Origin of the sequence: Streptococcus pseudopneumoniae, from assembly GCF_001076775.1 — a bacterium.
Classification (GTDB): domain Bacteria; phylum Bacillota; class Bacilli; order Lactobacillales; family Streptococcaceae; genus Streptococcus; species Streptococcus pseudopneumoniae_G.
Genome location: NZ_JVGV01000013.1, coordinates 1 through 18035 on the forward strand (window position 1 = coordinate 1; position 18035 = coordinate 18035).

The following is an 18035-nucleotide window of genomic DNA, read 5'->3' on the forward strand; positions in this document are numbered from 1 at the left end:
CCTTATCATACCATAATAGATATTTAAATTTTTCGCTATTTAAACTATAGTTTCAATCTTGTTCATAAAAATAAAAAATAGCATAGAATTCTAATATTTTGTAACTATAGTTTTCTTTCTCCATTTTTTTCTCTAAATTTTTGTATAATAGTCTTAGAAGTATGTAAGGAGATTATTTATGGAAAATCTATACCCATTTGGAGCTACATTTAAGTACCTGCGCGAAGCACGAGGACTCAGCCTAAAGGAAGCCGCCTCAGATATCGTATCACCACAGTTCCTAAGTCAATTTGAAAAAGGAGAAAAAGGAATTTCACTTGAAAACTTTGCCAAACTTTTAATTGTTATCGGAGTTGAATGGAATGATTTTGTTCTCGCCTATGCAAATAAAGGTGGAGACTGCTTAGAATTACCTGCTATTGAATTTGGCAAGCATGTGGTCCATGAAGAAGATATCCTCACTTACATTGAAGAATACGAAAAATTATTTGATGTCTATCTAAAAGACAATCCACTTCAAGCAGAAATGATTTTTAAATCTATTAAATTAAGACATTATCCAACCATATCAAAGAGTCCAGAAACCATTGCCAGAATTCAAAACATTATCAAGCATTTAATGAAATCGGATGTCTTTAATAGTATCGAACTTGAAATTTATCGTGTTATCGTCAATCATTGCCCGATGGAACTCATTGACCATATGACCAAACAATTACTACTTATGTACAAAGAAAGTGCTAATACTGACACCTACATCCGTATTTTAAATGCTCTTACTTTCTCTGCAAAATACTTCTCTGAATTGGGCTACTATCAAAAGGCTGATGATATTATTAAAAAAATTAAATCACTTCAGACCTTCGAACGAGGCTATCTAGCTATTCCACTCATGTTCCTAGAAGTTGAACATGTTTACAATCAATTTAGATGGAATAAACCTGAGGCTATTCCTTTAGCGAAAAATCTATTTAATTATCTTCAAAGCGCAAAATTTATTGATCAGCAATACTACTCTAATTTTATAAACGCCTTCACTTATCATTGCCATGCATTAAATAAGACTGGTATTGATTTGTTCTAATCGTAAAAAAAAGTTGCTCCATGTTAGGAACAACTTTTTTACTTATAATTAAAAGTTTCCCCTGCCAACTTATCAGCTAGCTTAGGAAAGAGGGTATAAAACTTATGGGCTAGGTTCAACAACATCGGTAGATTGAGTTCGCGTTTGTTTTTACCTATAATCTTAACAATTTTTTTAGCCACTGCATCTGGTTCTAGCAGGAAGCGTTCAACCGACTTGAGATAGGTTCCATCTGGGTCGGCCTGGTCAAAAAATCCTGTGCGGATTGGTCCTGGATTGATCGTCGTTACATAAACACCGTAGGACATAAGTTCGAGGCGTAACGCATTTGAAAAACCAATGACCGCAAACTTGGTCGCTGAGTAGAGACTGGACTTGCCAGTAGCGATCAGACCTGCCATGCTGACGATATTGATGATATGGCCTTTTCGGCTTTCCTTCATACGAGCAGCAAGGCGACAAGACAGATTCATTAGGGCAAAGGTATTGACCTCAAACATCTGATGAATATCTTGGTCAGAAATCTGGTCAAATTCCTCAAAGATCCCGTAACCAGCGTTGTTTATCAAGACATCAATCTTGCCATAGCGGAGATAGAGGTCTGCTACCAGAGTTTCTAAGGATGAATCATCGGTAATGTCGATTTCAATCAATTCTGCATGGGGATGATTTCCGTAGAGTTGAGCTAATTTTTCCCTATCTCGACCAAGCAAGATGAGCTGGTCTTCTGGTAAAAGTTTGACCATTTCTTGAGCTAGACCACCGCTAGCTCCGGTAATGAGAATAGTAGGCATACTTATCCTTCCTCAATCTTTTAGATTTCCACTTCTTCCAAGTCTTTGACCACATGCACATTTTCAAAAATGCTAGCAGCATCTTTCTTGAGCTTGCTGATATCTTTTGAGAGAAAACGGGCACTGATATGGTTGAGCAGGAGTCGTTTGGCACCTGCTTCTACTGCTACTTGTGCAGCTTGCATGTTAGTAGAGTGGCCATGGTTACGAGCAATTTTTTCATCACCCTTGCCATAAGTCGATTCATGGACAAGGACATCGGCATTGACAGCCAGACGCACACTAGCATTGGTTTTTCGGGTGTCACCCAGAATGGTGATAATCTTACCTGGACGTGGAGCTGAGATATAGTCTGCTGCCTTGATTTCAGTTCCATCTTCCAAAACAACATCCTGCCCGTTCTTGATTTTCCCAAAAAGTGGGCCAAATGGGACTCCAGCTGCCTTGAGCTTTTCAGCATCTAAAGTTCCTTCCAAGTCCTTTTGCATGACACGATAGCCAACGCAGAAAATAGTGTGGTCCAACTCCTCTGCATGCACAGTGAATTTATCGGTCTCAAGGATTTTCCCAAGGGAATCTTGGTCAAACTCATGGAAATGAATGCGGTAGGGCAGACGAGAACCTGACACACGAAGGCTGGTTAAGACAAATGACTTGATTCCCTGAGGTCCATAGATTTCCAAATCTGTCTGCTCTTCATTGGCCTGAAAGGCACGGCTAGAAAGGAAACCTGGCAAGCCAAAGATGTGGTCTCCATGTAGGTGGGTAATAAAGATTTTGCTGACCTTACGTGGTCGAATTGTGGTTTCCAGAATGCGATTTTGCGTACCTTCTCCACAGTCAAAGAGCCAGACTTCGTTAATCTCGTCCAAGAGTTTCAGGGCGAGACTGGAGACATTGCGGGCTTTAGAGGGCTGGCCAGCCCCCGTTCCTAAAAATTGAATATCCATTCGATACTTTCTAATTAATCAATATATAACATGGCTGTGCGGTTTTCCGATCGGAAATAGCGCTTGCCAGAAAAAGAAGCAACTTCTTGCAGTAAATCCTCTTGACTATAACCTTTTAGACGCTTACGACCGTCAGCCAAGCTTTCCAAATCAGTCAAAGCTGTGAGATTTTCCACACTAACAATTTCCTCATCTCCAACAGCCTTCATGTAAATCTTGCCAGACTCCTCAAAGACCAGTTGATGGGGGAAAATTTGCGCAATTTCAAAGAGCAAGTCTTCTGAAATAACCTCTTCATTTTCAGAGAAAATTCTACCCAGACCCTCACTCTCATAACAAAAACCAAAGGATTTACCAGACAGGTTTAGGCGAATAAAAGGCTTGTTTTCGAGGGTGAAACTAGGTTCAGTATTGTAAAGATTCAGTTCTTGACTGAGTTCCGCAAAATAATCGGTTGCCGCTTCAGGACTCTTTTTTTGGTAGAGTTCTGCAAAGTAAGCATTGACCACGCTGGGCGGAGGAGTGATCAGTGCCAACTGCTCTTGCTCTGTTCTACCAGCTAGAAGTTGATCCAGATAGACCTTGTCTAGACTTGTATAGCCCCCATATTTTAGAGCCAACGTTTTAATATCAGTCATAAAATTCCTCTAACCTCCATTTGTTTTTCTCAGAAATGTAACCTCTAATTACTTCGCCATCCTCCTGATAATCGCGTTCTTCCAAAATCGCAACACTTTCTAAATCATGAATCTTGTAGGACTTAGAAAAAGGCACGCGCAGGGTAAAGGATTCAAAAATATCCTTGATTTTCTCTAAAAACAAAGCCTGCAAATTCTCACGACTATCCTCAGACTTGGCAGAAATGAGGGCATAAGGCGTTTGGGTAGGCGTGAAATCCTCCACCAAATCCGCTTTATTATAGAGGGTCAAGCGAGGAATGTCGTCCATATCCAGGTCTTTCATGATGGACAGAACTGTTTTTTCATGCTCCTCATGGTAAGGATTGCTAGCATCAATAACATGAACCAGAAGGTCCACATGCTTGCTTTCTTCCAAGGTTGACTTGAAACTGGACACCAACTCTGTCGGCAAATCTTGAATAAAGCCAACTGTATCTGTCAAAGTTACTTGGAGATTGCCTCCCAGATGGATACTCTTAGTTGTCGCGTCCAAAGTCGCAAAGAGCTCGTCTGCTTCATACTGTGTCTTACTGGTCAAAGTGTTCATGATGGTTGATTTCCCAGCATTGGTGTAACCAATCAAACCAATCTTAAAGGTGCTTGACTCCAAACGTTTTTCTCTGACAGTCGCCCGATTTTTCTCAACCACCTTGAGCTGGCGCTCGATATCCGTAATTTGATTGCGAACACTACGACGATTCAGCTCCAGCTGGCTTTCACCAGGTCCACGGGAACCAATTCCCCCTGCCTGACGACTGAGCATAATTCCCTGACCAACCAAGCGAGGCAAGAGATATTTGAGCTGAGCTAGGTGAACTTGGAGCTTCCCTTCATGGCTTCGAGCTCGCATGGCAAAGATATCCAAAATCAACTGCATACGGTCAATGACCTTGACACCGAGAACTTCTTCTAAATTGACATTTTGCCGTGGAGTTAAACGGTTGTTGACGATGACAGTGGTAATTTCTTCTGCATCCACCATAAGCGCAATTTCTTCTAACTTACCAGAGCCGACGAAGGTCTTGGAATCATATTTTTCACGTTTTTGTCTGTAGCTATCTACAACGACTGCCCCTGCTGTTTTCGCTAAACTGGCCAATTCTTCCATAGAGAGATCAAAATTGTCCATGCCCTGCAATTCTACACCAATGAGCAGGACCCGTTCCTCTTTTTTCTCCGTTTCAATCATCTAAAAACTCCTCTATCTGGCTTAAAATGCGATCTTTTACACCAGTTTCTCCAATCTGATAAAAGGTCACCTGCATGCGATTACGGAACCAGGTCAACTGACGTTTGGCAAAACGACGAGTCGCCTGTTTGAGACTCTCACTAGCATCCTCCAAGGTCTGCTCTCCACGGAAGTAAGGAAAGAGTTCCTTGTAACCAATCCCTTTAGCAGCCTGCACATCTGGATAATGGTCAAACAACCACTTAGCTTCGTCTAGAAGTCCAGCTTCAAACATCAGGTCCACTCGGTGATTGATACGCTCATAAAGCTGACTGCGCTCATCGTCCAAGCAGATAATCAGCGGTTCATATAGACTCTCTTTATTTTCCAAATCCTGACCAAAATGGGCAATTTCCAAGGCACGCATCGCACGACGACGATTAAACTGGGGAATCTCAAGGTCTGCTTGCTCCACCAAATGGGCTAATTCCTCATCTGAATATGGCTCCAAACTAGCTCGATAAGCTAAAATCTCCTCATGAGGAGTCTCACCACCTAGGTGGTAGCCTTCAAGCAAGCTCTGGATATAAAGCCCAGTCCCACCAGCAATAATAGCTAGCTTGCCACGGCTTTGAATATCCTCAATAGCCTTCTTAGCTTCTGAAACAAAATCAAAAGCCGAGTAAGACTCGGTTACCTCTCTAACATCGATTAAATGATGAGGAACAGCTGCCTGCTCTTCTGGACTAACCTTAGCCGTCCCAATATCTAGACCTCGGTAAACCTGCTGACTATCGCCACTAACCACTTCGCCATTAAAACGCTTTGCAACTTCAATGGCTAGAGCTGTCTTTCCAACTGCAGTCGGTCCAACAATCACAATTATTTTTGTTTTCATCTTTTTTCCTTGAAAAATTCCCATTTTTTCGTTACTATTATTATAACACAAAAAGGTCAGTCAGAAAAATGTGACCTCTTGAGGGGGCTGGCTGATTAAGAAGATAAAGGAGGAAGACTCATGGCTAAAGGATTCGCTAAAGGTCTTGTAACAGGTGTCGCAGGAACTGTCGCTGCCGTCGCAGGTGCAGTATACGCATTTAAAAAGAAAGTGATCGAACCAGAAGAGCAAAAAGCAGCTTTCATCGAAGAAAACCGTAAAAAAGCAGCCCGTCGCCGCGTATCACGTTAAAAAACAAAAGAAGTTGAGATTTATTGTCTCAACTTCTTTTTTCTATTCTTTTAAATAGCTAGGTCAAACTTCAACTGTGGTTTGACAGGGTCATAATCCACCAACTCAAAGTCTTCCGCTTTGATATCAAAGAAATTAGTCCCATCTGGCACATTCAAAACCAAACGTGGTTGGCAGTTTGACGGCTCACGACGAAGCAATTCCTGAGCTTGTTCAAATTGATTGTCATAGATATGGAGGTTGTTGATGAAGTAGAAGAACTTCCCAACCTTCCAGCCAAAATGCTTGGCAATCATCATTTGAAGAGCTACATACTGCATAGCGTTGATATGGTGGGCCACCAGCATATCATTAGAACGCTGGGTCAAGGTCGCATCCAAATAAATTTCCCCATCTACACGGCGGACATCAAACATGGTCTGAAAAGCGCACGGGAGCAGCCCATCTGTTTCTTCGAAAGCTTGGTAATCCCAGAGCGAAATGATATTGCGGCGGTTCCAAGGGTTGGCTTCCAACTGCTTGAGAATCTTATTGATGATATCGTGTTTCTTAACAACGGCACCATAGCGCTCACCGATGGTTCCCGTATCTCCCACTTCCCAGTCATTCCAGTAGTGAACATTGTACTTGTCATTAAGCACGTCTAGGCTATTTGACTGGTCTTGGTAGATCCAGAGAACTTCTTTGATAGCTGATTTGATTGCAATGGGACGCAAGGTTGTAATGGGGAATTCCCCCTTGGCCAAGTCATACTCTGCAAAGGCACCCGTTACGTACTTAGAGTTGGCAACTGTCCCATCCTTGTACTTGGGACGTGCTTGCTCTGAGAAAACACCTTCCTTTAGAATGCGTTCAATATTCTCTTTAAAAATCGTATCTGATTTTGTCATTTACTCTCACCTCATTTATTTCCTAACTAGTATAGCATAAAAAAAGAAAGGAGGAAAATCACTCGCTTCTGGAAAGCAATTTTCTCCTTTTTCTATTTTATTGCAATACAAGTGATGCTGCTCCGATAACTCCAGCGTCATTTCCTAGAGTTGCAAGAGCTAGTTTAGTAGTTGTGCGTACTTGTGGGAAGGTATTTTCATCGTAGACTTTTTGAACACCTTGTAGAAGGAATTCTCCCGCAGCTGATACACCACCACCGATAACGATTGTTGATGGGTTTAGGATTGAGCCAATGTTAGCACAAGCGATTCCCAAGTAACGTGAGAAGTTACGGTAAACGATCAAAGCAAGATCGTCTCCTTCTTTTGCCAAATCAAAGACAGTCTTAGCGGTTACTTCTTCTCCATTATCAATCAAGCGTTTCAAGGCTGCATCGCCTTCGTATTCATCGGCATAGCGACGAGTCAAGTTGACAATCCCTGTTGCTGAAGCAACTGTCTCAAGGCAACCTTTCTTACCGCAAGTACATGCGATTGGTTGATCAAAGTCAACAGTGATATGACCAAGCTCACCTGCTGCACCAGCAACACCGTGAAGCAATTTGCCTTCAGCGACGATACCGCCACCAACACCAGTACCGAGTGTCATAAATACAACATCTGGTTGGTTATCACCAGCCCCCATCCAACGCTCACCAAGAGCAGCTACGTTGGCATCATTATCGATGAAGAATGGAATACCCAAGGCCTTTTCAATCTTCTCTTTAATTGGTTGAAGGGTTTTCCAGTTGAGGTTGTAGGCACCGATAACAGTCCCTTTTTCACGGTCAACCACACCTGGTGATCCCATCCCAATTCCTTGGAAGTCCGCTGCTGCCAATCCAAGCAAGTCCAAACGATGTTGAATAGACTCAATCATATCATCTACGATATGACTTCCCTCATCCAAAATATTAGTCTTGATAGACCATTTTTCTTGGATTTCTCCTGCTGTGGTTAAGATTGCAAATTTGATAGAAGTTCCACCAAGGTCAATCCCAATAATCTTTTGACTCATCATATTCTCCTTTTTCATTATGAATTAATTGAAAATGCTTACAGTACTAGTATAACAAATTTTAGTTGCTTATGCAAAGGTTTGCGTAAATGAATTATAAGGAATTTTTCGCCTACCAGTATCTGTTAGTCATCTAAATGATCAATTGCATATTGAGCTTCCTCTTCTGTAAAGCCATCTATAGAAGAGGTCAATTGATTGAAAAGACCAGATTTAGACATATTAAATAATTTTCTATAGTTCTTAGCATTAAACAACGCATTATATTTATAATCAGCTTCTAAATGATCAACCGCATATTGAGCTGCATCATTTGAAAATTTATCAAAATCAGAAGTTAATTGTCTATACATACGTTTTTTTGACATATGGAATAACGAATTATAACTTTTTGCCTTTCCTAAAGCAGCAGAATATTCACTATTGCTATCATCACTAGAAGAAGAACTTGTACTCGCTTGACTCTCCTTCCAAACTCCGTCAGCACCAACATAATAACGTCCACCATCAACCCATTCATTGATAGCCATTTTACCATCTGATTTCAAATAGTAATTCCCTTGCCACGTGCTGTAAGCATAAGATCCATCTGATGTCAAATAATACCAAGCTTGATAGGTGGCATCATAAACCCATTCATTGATAGCCATTTTACCATCTGATTTCAAATAGTAATTTCCTTGCCATGCACTATAAACATAAGAACCATCTGATTTTAGATAATACCAAGCTTGGTAAGTAGCATCATAAACCCATTCATTGATAGCCATTTTGCCATCTGATTTCAAATAGTAATTTCCTTGCCATGTACTATAAGCATAAGAACCATCTGATTTCAAATAATACCAAGCTTGATAGGAAGCATCATAAATCCATTCGCTCTGTGCCATTCTACCATCTGCTTTCAGATAATAGCTTCCCTGCCATGCATTTTTCACTGGATTTCCATTTCCATCAAAATAGTACCAAGCACCATCCTGCTTAACCCAGCCTCTTGTTGTTGCTGAACTTGTATCAGTTTGAGTTGTAATCTCTTGTTTTGCTTTGAAGGCACCCTTAGGGGCATTCTCCAATTCACAAGCCACACCATCATGATCACGGTCTAACTTGGCAGAATAACCAGGATCCCCCTCATGAAGATCCGAATAGCCATTAGCCCAAGCTTCCTTACAGCTAGAAAAATGGATGTTTTCTTCCGCTAAAACTGGTTGTGAAAACAAAGCCAAAACTGGCAAGGTTGCCAGACTCATTTTAAAAAATAGACGTTTGTTCATTTCCTTCTCCTATAGGAATGTTATCGATTTCAATATTATTTTATCAAACTTATTTCAGTAATTCAAGGAAACTTCTGGTCTTTTCTACAAACTCCTTTGGTTTTTCCTTATTCAAGACATGAGGACCGTCAGGGATAATCTGAAATTGGGATTCTGATATTAGTTTATGAAGACTTATCATAGAACTAAGATTCGGTTTATCTTTGCTACCACAAATTAGCAAGGTTGGATAGGGGCAAGTCTTTGCAATCTCCCTTAAATCAAGTGTTTTTAATTCTTCGGAAATACCAACCATAAGAGCCTTATCTGCCCCCTGTTTTTCAAATACCCTTTTGGGAAGCAATTTAAATATCAGCAACTGAAGATAAAATAGGATATTACCGGACAGTTTAAGTGGACATCCTGATAGAACCAGAGCTCGGAGATTTGGTAAATCGTAACCGGAAAGTTCTAGTGCCAGAGCAGCACCTAAGGACAATCCAACCAAAACAAAAGGTTCAGTCTCTTGAGCTAGGTACTGATATACTCGCTCCTTGGCTTCTTGATAGGTAGCAACTCCGGAAGGAAATAACTCTAGGGCTTCAGAAGAATAATCTACAAGCAACTCTTGCACTTCTTTCCAACTATCTGCTGACTGACCTAGGCCATGTAAAAATATTAATTTCATTTAGTTCTCCTCTAGGATTAATTCATACAAGCCCCTCACTGCATTACAACCGTAAATAGCTTCTGCTTGGGCTAAATCTTTTAAGGTCAAGACTTTCTCTTCTACCTGTCCTGTTTCCAGCAAATGCTGACGGTAAATTCCTGGTAAGATTCCAAGTCGGACTGGCGGTGTATAGAGTTTCCCAGCGATTTTCAAAACCAAATTTCCGATAGAGGTTTCAAGCATTTCTCCTGACTTATTGTAGTAAATGATCTCTTGTTCCCCTAGGCTCAAATGTGGTCTATGAGTCGTTTTAAAATAGGTAAATGCTTGCTGTAAATCCGCTTCCTGAAGGCAAAGTTTTACCTGACAGAAGTTCGGACTAAGAGGTGTTAAGATTTGACGATTGAATTCTATTTCTCCAGACTTGTTGAGACTGATTCGTAGACGGTAATCTTGATTAGCATCACAAGCCTGACACTCTTCCTCTATCTTTTGTCTCAAGTCTTCTACATCAAAAGAATATGCAAAATATCGACTCGCTTTTCTCAGTCTTTCTATATGTTGCTCTTCAAACAGCAGTTGTTTTTGGCTGATTTTTCCAGTTGTGATTAATTGGAAGCAAGCTTGTTTACGATAAAGGACTGCCGCCTTTTGATGAACCTCGAGGTATTCAGATTCCCAAGTGCTATCCCATGTAATGCCGCCACCTACTCCATAGATGGCTTTCCCTTGATGCAGTTGAATGGTCCGAATGGCAACATTGAAAATCCGTCGCCCATTTGGAAGTAAGAGACCAATCGTTCCACAGTAAACTCCGCGCGGTTGAGGTTCCAAATTTTTGATAATCTCCATAGTCGCAATTTTCGGAGCACCCGTTATGGAACCACAAGGAAAGAGAGAACGGAAGATTTCAACAAGGTCCACATCCTCTCGCAACTGACTCTTGATGGTCGAAGTCATCTGCCAAACCGTTGAATACTGTTCCACTTGGCAGAGACGCTCCACATGCTCACTCCCCACTTCAGAAATACGGTTCATATCATTGCGCAAGAGGTCCACAATCATCATATTTTCAGAGCGATTTTTAGGATCCTGCTCCAACCAACTAGCTTGGTCAAGATCTTCTTGGTCAATCACTCCACGCTGAGTCGTTCCCTTCATTGGTCGCGTAGTTAACTCACGGTCGTTTTGCTCAAAAAAGAGCTCTGGGCTCATGGAAATCACTGCCATTTCGTCATGTTCCACATAGGCATTGTAGCCCGCCTCCTGCTCTACCACCATACGATTGTAGATGGCAAACGGATTGGCACTTAAGTCCTGCTTGAGTTGGACGGTGTAGTTAACCTGATAGGTATCCCCCTGCCGCAAATGATGGTGAATCTGGGCAATTGCCTTTTCATAGTCCTCTGCAGACGTCACTTCCTGCCAATTTGAGGGCAAATCAACCTCATCATAAGTCAAAGGAATAGGTGATGTTTCTACCCTATCATGAACTGTAAAATATAGCAGGTACTCTCCCAGTAGGGGAGCCTTGCAAACTGCTAGTTTCTCCTCAAAAGCAGGTGCAGCCTCGTAGCTGACATATCCCACCACATAGTAGCCTTGCTCTTGGTAGCTTTCCACTTGTGCCAACAAGTCCGCCACTTCTTCTACATTTCTCGTTTTTAACTCTTTGATCGGCTGGGTAAAGGTGTATCTCTCCCCCAAAGCCCTAAAATCAATCACTGTTTTTCTATGCATAGCTTAAGTATAGCATAAAAAGGTAAATCAAGAAAAACTTAATCTACCTTTTTACTCATCTATTTAATACAATTTATGCTTTAAAAAGATTTCCTGTGAATCCATCAGTATTCTTAAGAAGTGCTTTAAAGACTTTTGATTTAAGCTCTACAGTTTTAGCTGTTCCTCCACCTGCTAGATCAGCCTCAACCGCCTTATCAAATAAGACTTTTAGCTCAGCATAATTAGTAATTTGTTTACCATCAATTTCAATTGCAGTAAATCCTTTGTCAGCTTTTGCTTTCACTTCTTGATAATAAGCTTTTTTCCATTCTTCAAGAGTACTAAATCTGTTATTAGAAACTTTCTTGATAATGAAGTCATCACCTAACATCTTATTATTTTCTTTATTAGCTGCATCTTGATACTTACTAGAAGCATATCCAACAAATCCATTCTCATATCCGAAGTAACCCCACATACGGAATGTATTGTGTTTAAAGGATGCCGCACCAGGAGCACCAGTACTTGTATTTCCACCATAGATACCAGTCATCATGTTCATATTGACATAAGCAGACCCAAAATCCGTTGGATTATAAGTACCATCACCAGGAGCACCATGTTTCGTCATTAGGTTATTAGTAATTAAATCATCAATAGTATTGATTGCTACTTTTTTCTCATCCTCTGTCAACTCACGAATTTTATCGAACTGATGACCTGAATTTCCACTACGATATTGTCGATCCATTTTCTTGAACCAGCGACTCGTATTTCCATTTAACTGCGGTAATACAGCATCAGCCTCAAGATGATCTAACATCATAAGAGCATCATTGTAATTCTTCATATAGTGATCAATTTGTTCACGAGTCTGTAATTTTTCAGGATCTGGGTTATACCATTGATTTCCGTCATTTTGACGATGATAAGCCATATTAACCCCTAATGCTCCATATTCACCATTTGAAGTTGATTTATCAGGCGTTTGTAACATACCCTGCGCGTACGCTTCAAGATCTGTACCTTGACGATGTCCATGACCACCAAGATATGCCATACGGTCATTTACGTGAGTTGTTTCATGTGTAAATGCTGAAATACCAAAGTCCTCTAACATATTTGTTACCATGAAGAAAACTTGTTCATCTTCATATGGTTTTGCATAGACTTTAGCCATCGCTCCCATATTCCAATTAATTTGATGCCATCTATCTGTTGGACCAAATAACTCACGAATTGGTGTCGCTACCTTACCATCTGTACCATATCCACGACGATTAGCATCCTTAATACCCGCATAAGCTTGATTATCCCATACAGGTGTAGGAACCATATTTTGGCTCTTAAGCAGTCTATCTCGAACATTCGGAAGTGCAAGACGTGACCAGAAGTCTAAGTATGTTTGTTGTGCTTTAGCTACATAATTAATACGTTCTTTGAAAGCTTCACGTTCAGCTTCCGTATTTTTACCATATTTTTCAAATGAACTATAAGCCATAGTATTATAGGTTGAAATCATAAAGATATGTGCTTTCTTCAAGTTCAATAATGGTAAAATCATACGTGCATGCATATTATTATTCAGACCATCAAAGACACGATGACGTTTATTTTTAAAGTCTGGATTTGTTGTTTCAGGTTCTACAACATAAACATTTTTCGCTGAGTGAATAAACCAATCATTAAGATCAGTGTCATTTGTGAAGAGACGCATATTATAATCTAAGAAACTACGTAAATCACCTTTACCAGTGTCTCCTGAAATAATTTCACGGTATGCATCTTGAGTTCTATCACCCTTTAAGTTCTTTTCTTGCGAGCCAATTCGAATCAATCTGTCAATAACACTTGGTGTCTTACCATAGAAGTCTGGTTTAAACATCATCATATTCTTAATGTCCAAGTCACCATATTCAATTCCATAATAACGATTGAGGTAAGTAAGTGCCATCATAATTTTAGCTTTATTATCTTCTACTTTCTTAAGAAGTGCTTTGATGGCTGCCTCATCACCATTTAACTGATGATCTTCATTTTCAACAAGAGCTTTTACTAATTTATCAAGATTTCCTTTTACTTCTGCGAAACTTTCTTCTAAATATAATGCTCCAACATTACCTGTTATCGCACGAACTTCAGGAGATTCAAGAGTAATTGTATCTAGTTTTGCTTTAATATCACTTAGTAATTGAGTACGGTCTTTAACCACCATATTTGGTGTGTAAACTACATCTCCTAAATCTGTAATACCATATTCTTTTACTTGCTCCACGTTTGATGTAGCCTTAGGTGACACAGCTTTTTCTTCTTTCGTACCATCAGCATAATGAATCATAATATGATCGACATCTGACAAGTCTGTTACAAATTGTCCATCTTTCATACCTGTTACAGATAATACTTCAGTCGTTAATAATTTAGATCCTTCAGGAATCTTGTTCCCTTGATTGATAATCCACTCTTTATTGTAGAACGGTTGAAGTTTTTCAATATTACGGTATGCAAGTTCACGTTCTGCATTGTAATCTTGAGTATCTTTATACGTATCAGCTTTTGGTTTGGCTTGATTCAATTTATCTTCCACAAGTGGAACAATTTCAAATTTATCGGCTGTGATACCCATTGCCTCGATTTTTTTATTTGCTTCTTCAAGACTAATTTCTTTAATTCTATTAGAACGTGAGCGTTTATATGAACGACTACCTGTACTAACATCTTTTACTACAAAGTTTCTTTCTAGTACATCGTTTGTATAGTAACCATCTTCAGTATCAATATCTCTAGATCCGTAGAATTCTTCACCGTTTTTAACTTTCATCATTGAAACAGTATCTGCAACTCTACCCCATGTCCAGTTTTTACTGATGAAACCACCAACTTCAACAGGGTTCTTAATATCGATAGTACCTTTAGTCACCGCATTACGTACAGAAGCATATTTATCAATACCGTTAGGATCAGAACCGTTATCCGTAACAGCAACAAGTCCACCAGCACGAGCTTTATTAGCAACCATATCAGCATCTACATAAGCTTTCTTAATGTTACCTTTCCAAACTTCACCGGCGATACCAGCCATACCCCAAGGTCTATCACCAACACCAGTAAGTTTCCCGATAAAGGCAATATTTGTCAGTTGTCCACCAATATCTACCTTATTAGTGATACCAGATATTCCATCTTTACCAAGAATGCTACCAGTAACTTTAACGTTCTCAACAGTAGCATTTTTAACAGATCTAGCAAGGGCAGAAATGTTTTCAATCCAAGGCATATTGATGTTAACGTTAGCTAAGTTAATATTTTTAACTGAACCACCTTCGATATTACCGAATAGTTGACGTGCCATGTTGTGGATTGAATATTGTTTACCATCAACACTTGTTAAGTGACCGCTAAATTTACCAGGTACATATTCCTTATTTGGAGTTGGTACGTTAGTTGCATTAAGGTCTGCACCAAGTTTAAACTCACCAGTTGGGTCTTTTTGCATATCCTCAATGAGTTCTTTAAAGTTGTAATAGACATTTCCAATCTTTGGTAATTGTTTTTCAAAGTAATGAACATACTCTTCACTTAGTGTATCATCAGCTCTACGTTGAACTAAGTCAGGAGCTTTTGCTACAACTTTGTACAATGTTTTTCCATCAACAACCACTTCTTCAACAGAACTTACTGCAAGTCTTGTTGTCTTATTATCATGCGTTGTTACACGTAAATATAATGGAGCAACATCTGTTGGCTTTTCAGTTAATAAGCTCTTATCTGTTTCTTTTCCTTCAGCATCCACACTCATCAAGCTTGTTTCTTTGATGTTTTTGATTTCAACTTTTTTGAGGTCAATTCTTAGCGGTTCTTCTTTCAGAACTTCTTCCTCATCACCCTCACCACGGTCATAAACCATCTTCGTTTCAAGTTTATAATCCTTGTAGTACTGCAAATCTGTCAGGGTCGTTGTCAAGTCGTCTGGTGAAACATTCAAGGTTTTCACAATCTCATCACCTTTTTTCAGAGTTAGGGTGATAGATTTAATGGCCGCCTTACTTGGATTTTCTAGACTATATTTAACATCTGAAGTACGCTTGAAATCCTTAGGTTCAACTGCTGTGATGGTCAAAACTGGTTTTTCAAAACTCTTGGTACCACGTTTTAAAATTTTGTCTTGAGGTGCCTCAAGGATTTCCTCTGTAACTTTTGGAGCGTCTTCTGTTTTAACTCCCTTAATGGTATTAAAGGTCTTGGTGATTTTTTTCTGGCCTTCTTTTCCTTCTTGAGCTACAACTTCTAAGCCTTTTTTCAGTTGGTCATCTTCTTTAACAACTTCCTTAAATGGAATCTTTTCAAGACTTTCTTCTACAAGAGTTCCTTCAATTGGTTTTGTACCACGACTTACCTGTTGGTTTACAGGCTCCTTGGTAACTTCTGTGCTAGTTGAAAGAACTTGGTCAGTTTTAACACCTTCTACTGTTTTATAAGTTGTTTTAGTAACTTGACTTCCTTTTTCACCATTTCTTACGACAGTTTCTTCGTCCGTATACTTGGTTGGATCCTCAGTCGTTTCAGTTTTGTAGTCTAGGTCTGTAGTCGATGTTTCAACAAGGGTTCCCTCAGTTACTTTGTACTCAGGTAACTGTTCTTGTACAAGGGCATGACCTGCTTTACCTTCTTCTTGAGTTCCTTTGGCTTCTACTGGAGCCTCTGGCAATTCTGGTTGCGTCAGAGCTTGTCCTACCTTACCTTCTTCTTGGGTTCCTTTTACTTCTACTGGAGCATCTGGCAATTCAGGTTGCGTTAAGGCTTGGCCTTCTTTACCTTCTTCTTGAGTTCCTTTTACTTCTACTGGAGCATCTGGCAATTCAGGTTGCGTTAAGGCTTGGCCTGTCTTACCTTCTTCTTGTGTACCTTTTGCTACTTGGTAAGTTGGTTCAGCTTGTGGTACTAGAGTTGGGGCAGGTTGCACCTCTTTCTTAGTTCCGACTGCAATAACTTGCGACACAGGATTTTGGACTACTTGGTTTTCGATGACTTCTCTAACTTCTTGACCGTTGACCATCGATACTTTAGTTACAAGGCGACGCTGACCATTTACTCCAGCTGTGACGATACGAGTCTGTCCTTCTGCTAGATTCGCATCTGGATTTGTGACTGTTTCAAACGGAATCTCCACCAAGCTCACTTCCAGTCTGGTCTGAGGCTTTTCAGAAACTGGTTTTTCTTCAACAGCAGGAGCAACTGGATTCTCTTCTACAGGTTTTTCGATGACAGTTTCTGGAGTGACAGCAGGTCTTTCTTGAACTACTTCTGTTTTCTCGATTTCATTTGCACTTTGCTTTTCGACTGGCAACTGAGGCTTCTCAGCTGAATCCGGTCTTGATGGATGGAGTTCTGCTTCCTTAAAGTATCCAATGTATTCATAGCCTTCGATGTGAATAATCCCTTCAGCCAAGCCTTCATGTGTAGAGGCTGAAATAGTTTGGTTATAAGAAAGCAATTCTTTATTTTCAAATGCGAATGTCCCATAAGGTACAAAAGTGCTAGCTCCTAGAGAACCAATCAAGAGAACACCTAGAACCTCTTTGCGACCTTTTTTGGACACCAAAAATACTGCTAGAGAAGCCGTTGCCAATCCAAGACCTGCTAGGGCTAGCTCCTTACTTCCTGTGTAAGGAAGTTGTTGACTGTTAGTTGCCTTCTTGCGATAAACTACATAGAGAATATCATCATCTTGAAATTCTGTAGGAACCTCATGATGAATCAGAGCTTTTTCAGACTCGGTCAATTCCTGCTCCGCCAAATAACGGTAATGAACGCTATGAGCACCGCTGACTTCATTGGCATGCACCTTATCTACTGAAAGGGTACTAGCACCAAAAAGGAAGGCCCCGATGGCTACAGGACCTACCCCAACAGTTAGCTTACGAATCGAATATTTGGTGATTTTTTCTAGTTGTTGTTTTGTTTTTCTCATTCTCACGACTTTCTGATAGAATCTTGTGGATACTGCGCACGCGCACCTCCAATTAATTTTGGACGGCTAGCTAGAGCCGTTACGTGGGCATGACCAATCTCTCTCAAAAGAGGACGAATCGGAACCTGAACATGCTTAACATGCATGCCAATTGCAGTGTCTCCGATATCCAATCCAGCATGTGCCTTGATAAATTCAACCTCAACTGGATCTTGCATAAACTTGAAGGCTGCCAACTGACCTGAACCTCCTGCATGGAGGGTAGGAAGGACACTGACTATTTCCAGGTCAAACTGCTCTGCCACCTGACGTTCAACGACGAGGGCCCGATTGACATGTTCACAACCTTGAACGGCTAGATGAATTCCATTTTCTTCTAGGATATCTAGGATGGTCTTCACAATGATTTCCCCAATTTCTTTGCTGGATTCCTTGCCAATCTGACCACCTATCACCTCACTAGAAGAAAGGCCCAAAACAAAGATAGATCCTTGCTTCAAATTGGCCTTTTCCAACACATCTTTTACAATCTGGCTTGTTTCTCTTTGAATGTCTTTTTCCTTCATACTTGATACCTCTTTTGTCATTATCTATCATATCGTTTTTT

At 40.2% G+C, this 18035-nt stretch carries 14 protein-coding genes; 2 read left to right on the forward strand and 12 right to left on the reverse strand.

The genetic code is table 11. From position 1 onward, the window contains the following. Nucleotides 1-178: 178 nt before the first annotated feature. The gene (locus ADJ60_RS02825) at nucleotides 179-1084 is read left to right on the forward strand and encodes a helix-turn-helix domain-containing protein (protein WP_049502386.1); all 906 of its coding nucleotides are present in this window, start codon (nucleotides 179-181) and stop codon (nucleotides 1082-1084) included. Between the two features lie 38 nt (nucleotides 1085-1122). Here ADJ60_RS02825 and ADJ60_RS02830 read toward each other — a convergent pair whose 3' ends face one another. The 5 genes from ADJ60_RS02830 to miaA are packed head-to-tail and all read right to left on the reverse strand — an operon-like array spanning nucleotide 1123 to nucleotide 5574. Beyond that, nucleotides 1123-1878 (reverse strand): SDR family NAD(P)-dependent oxidoreductase, encoded by a 756-nt coding sequence (locus tag ADJ60_RS02830; protein WP_049543310.1) that lies wholly within the window; start codon nucleotides 1876-1878, stop codon nucleotides 1123-1125. Nucleotides 1879-1898: 20 nt separating this feature from the next. After that, nucleotides 1899-2828 carry a ribonuclease Z gene (rnz, locus tag ADJ60_RS02835; RefSeq protein ID WP_000354330.1) on the reverse strand — a complete coding sequence of 310 codons (930 nt, stop codon included), beginning with the start codon at nucleotides 2826-2828 and terminating at the stop codon, nucleotides 1899-1901. A 14-nt stretch (nucleotides 2829-2842) separates the two neighbouring features. Further along, the gene (locus tag ADJ60_RS02840) at nucleotides 2843-3466 is read right to left on the reverse strand and encodes a cystathionine beta-lyase (protein ID WP_049543312.1); all 624 of its coding nucleotides are present in this window, start codon (nucleotides 3464-3466) and stop codon (nucleotides 2843-2845) included. Continuing rightward, nucleotides 3459-4697 (reverse strand): GTPase HflX, encoded by a 1239-nt coding sequence (gene hflX / locus ADJ60_RS02845; protein WP_049543315.1) that lies wholly within the window; start codon nucleotides 4695-4697, stop codon nucleotides 3459-3461. The genes ADJ60_RS02840 and hflX overlap by 8 nt, the downstream gene beginning before the upstream one ends. Then, on the reverse strand, nucleotides 4690-5574 hold the full coding sequence (gene miaA, locus ADJ60_RS02850; RefSeq protein ID WP_049543318.1) for a tRNA (adenosine(37)-N6)-dimethylallyltransferase MiaA: 885 nt from the start codon (nucleotides 5572-5574) through the stop codon (nucleotides 4690-4692). Before miaA ends, hflX begins: the two co-directional genes overlap by 8 nt. A gap of 120 nt (nucleotides 5575-5694) precedes the next feature. On the opposite strand from miaA, the gene ADJ60_RS02855 reads away from it, so the two are divergent. Then, a complete protein-coding gene (locus ADJ60_RS02855) occupies nucleotides 5695-5865 on the forward strand; it encodes a DUF3042 family protein (protein ID WP_001051780.1) in 171 nt (56 codons plus the stop codon). A 50-nt stretch (nucleotides 5866-5915) separates the two neighbouring features. Here ADJ60_RS02855 and ADJ60_RS02860 read toward each other — a convergent pair whose 3' ends face one another. The 7 genes from ADJ60_RS02860 to ADJ60_RS02890 form a co-directional block, all read right to left on the reverse strand. After that, the gene (locus ADJ60_RS02860; RefSeq protein ID WP_049543321.1) at nucleotides 5916-6755 is read right to left on the reverse strand and encodes a thymidylate synthase; all 840 of its coding nucleotides are present in this window, start codon (nucleotides 6753-6755) and stop codon (nucleotides 5916-5918) included. Between the two features lie 97 nt (nucleotides 6756-6852). After that, the gene (locus ADJ60_RS02865; RefSeq protein ID WP_020902451.1) at nucleotides 6853-7812 is read right to left on the reverse strand and encodes an ROK family glucokinase; all 960 of its coding nucleotides are present in this window, start codon (nucleotides 7810-7812) and stop codon (nucleotides 6853-6855) included. Between the two features lie 125 nt (nucleotides 7813-7937). Further along, nucleotides 7938-9086 carry an Ltp family lipoprotein gene (locus tag ADJ60_RS02870; protein ID WP_049543323.1) on the reverse strand — a complete coding sequence of 383 codons (1149 nt, stop codon included), beginning with the start codon at nucleotides 9084-9086 and terminating at the stop codon, nucleotides 7938-7940. A 49-nt stretch (nucleotides 9087-9135) separates the two neighbouring features. Then, on the reverse strand, nucleotides 9136-9753 hold the full coding sequence (locus ADJ60_RS02875) for an alpha/beta fold hydrolase (protein ID WP_049543325.1): 618 nt from the start codon (nucleotides 9751-9753) through the stop codon (nucleotides 9136-9138). Further along, nucleotides 9754-11475, reverse strand: coding sequence for an aminodeoxychorismate synthase component I (pabB, locus tag ADJ60_RS02880; RefSeq protein ID WP_049543327.1), 1722 nt, complete (start codon nucleotides 11473-11475; stop codon nucleotides 9754-9756). It lies immediately after the preceding gene. 73 nt (nucleotides 11476-11548) lie between these two features. Beyond that, entirely contained in the window at nucleotides 11549-17428 is a 5880-nt protein-coding gene (locus tag ADJ60_RS02885; RefSeq protein ID WP_049543328.1) for a ZmpA/ZmpB/ZmpC family metallo-endopeptidase, read from the reverse strand. 2 nt (nucleotides 17429-17430) lie between these two features. Then, nucleotides 17431-17994 carry a TIGR01440 family protein gene (locus ADJ60_RS02890; protein WP_049543329.1) on the reverse strand — a complete coding sequence of 188 codons (564 nt, stop codon included), beginning with the start codon at nucleotides 17992-17994 and terminating at the stop codon, nucleotides 17431-17433. Between the last annotated feature and the right edge of the window lie 41 nt (nucleotides 17995-18035).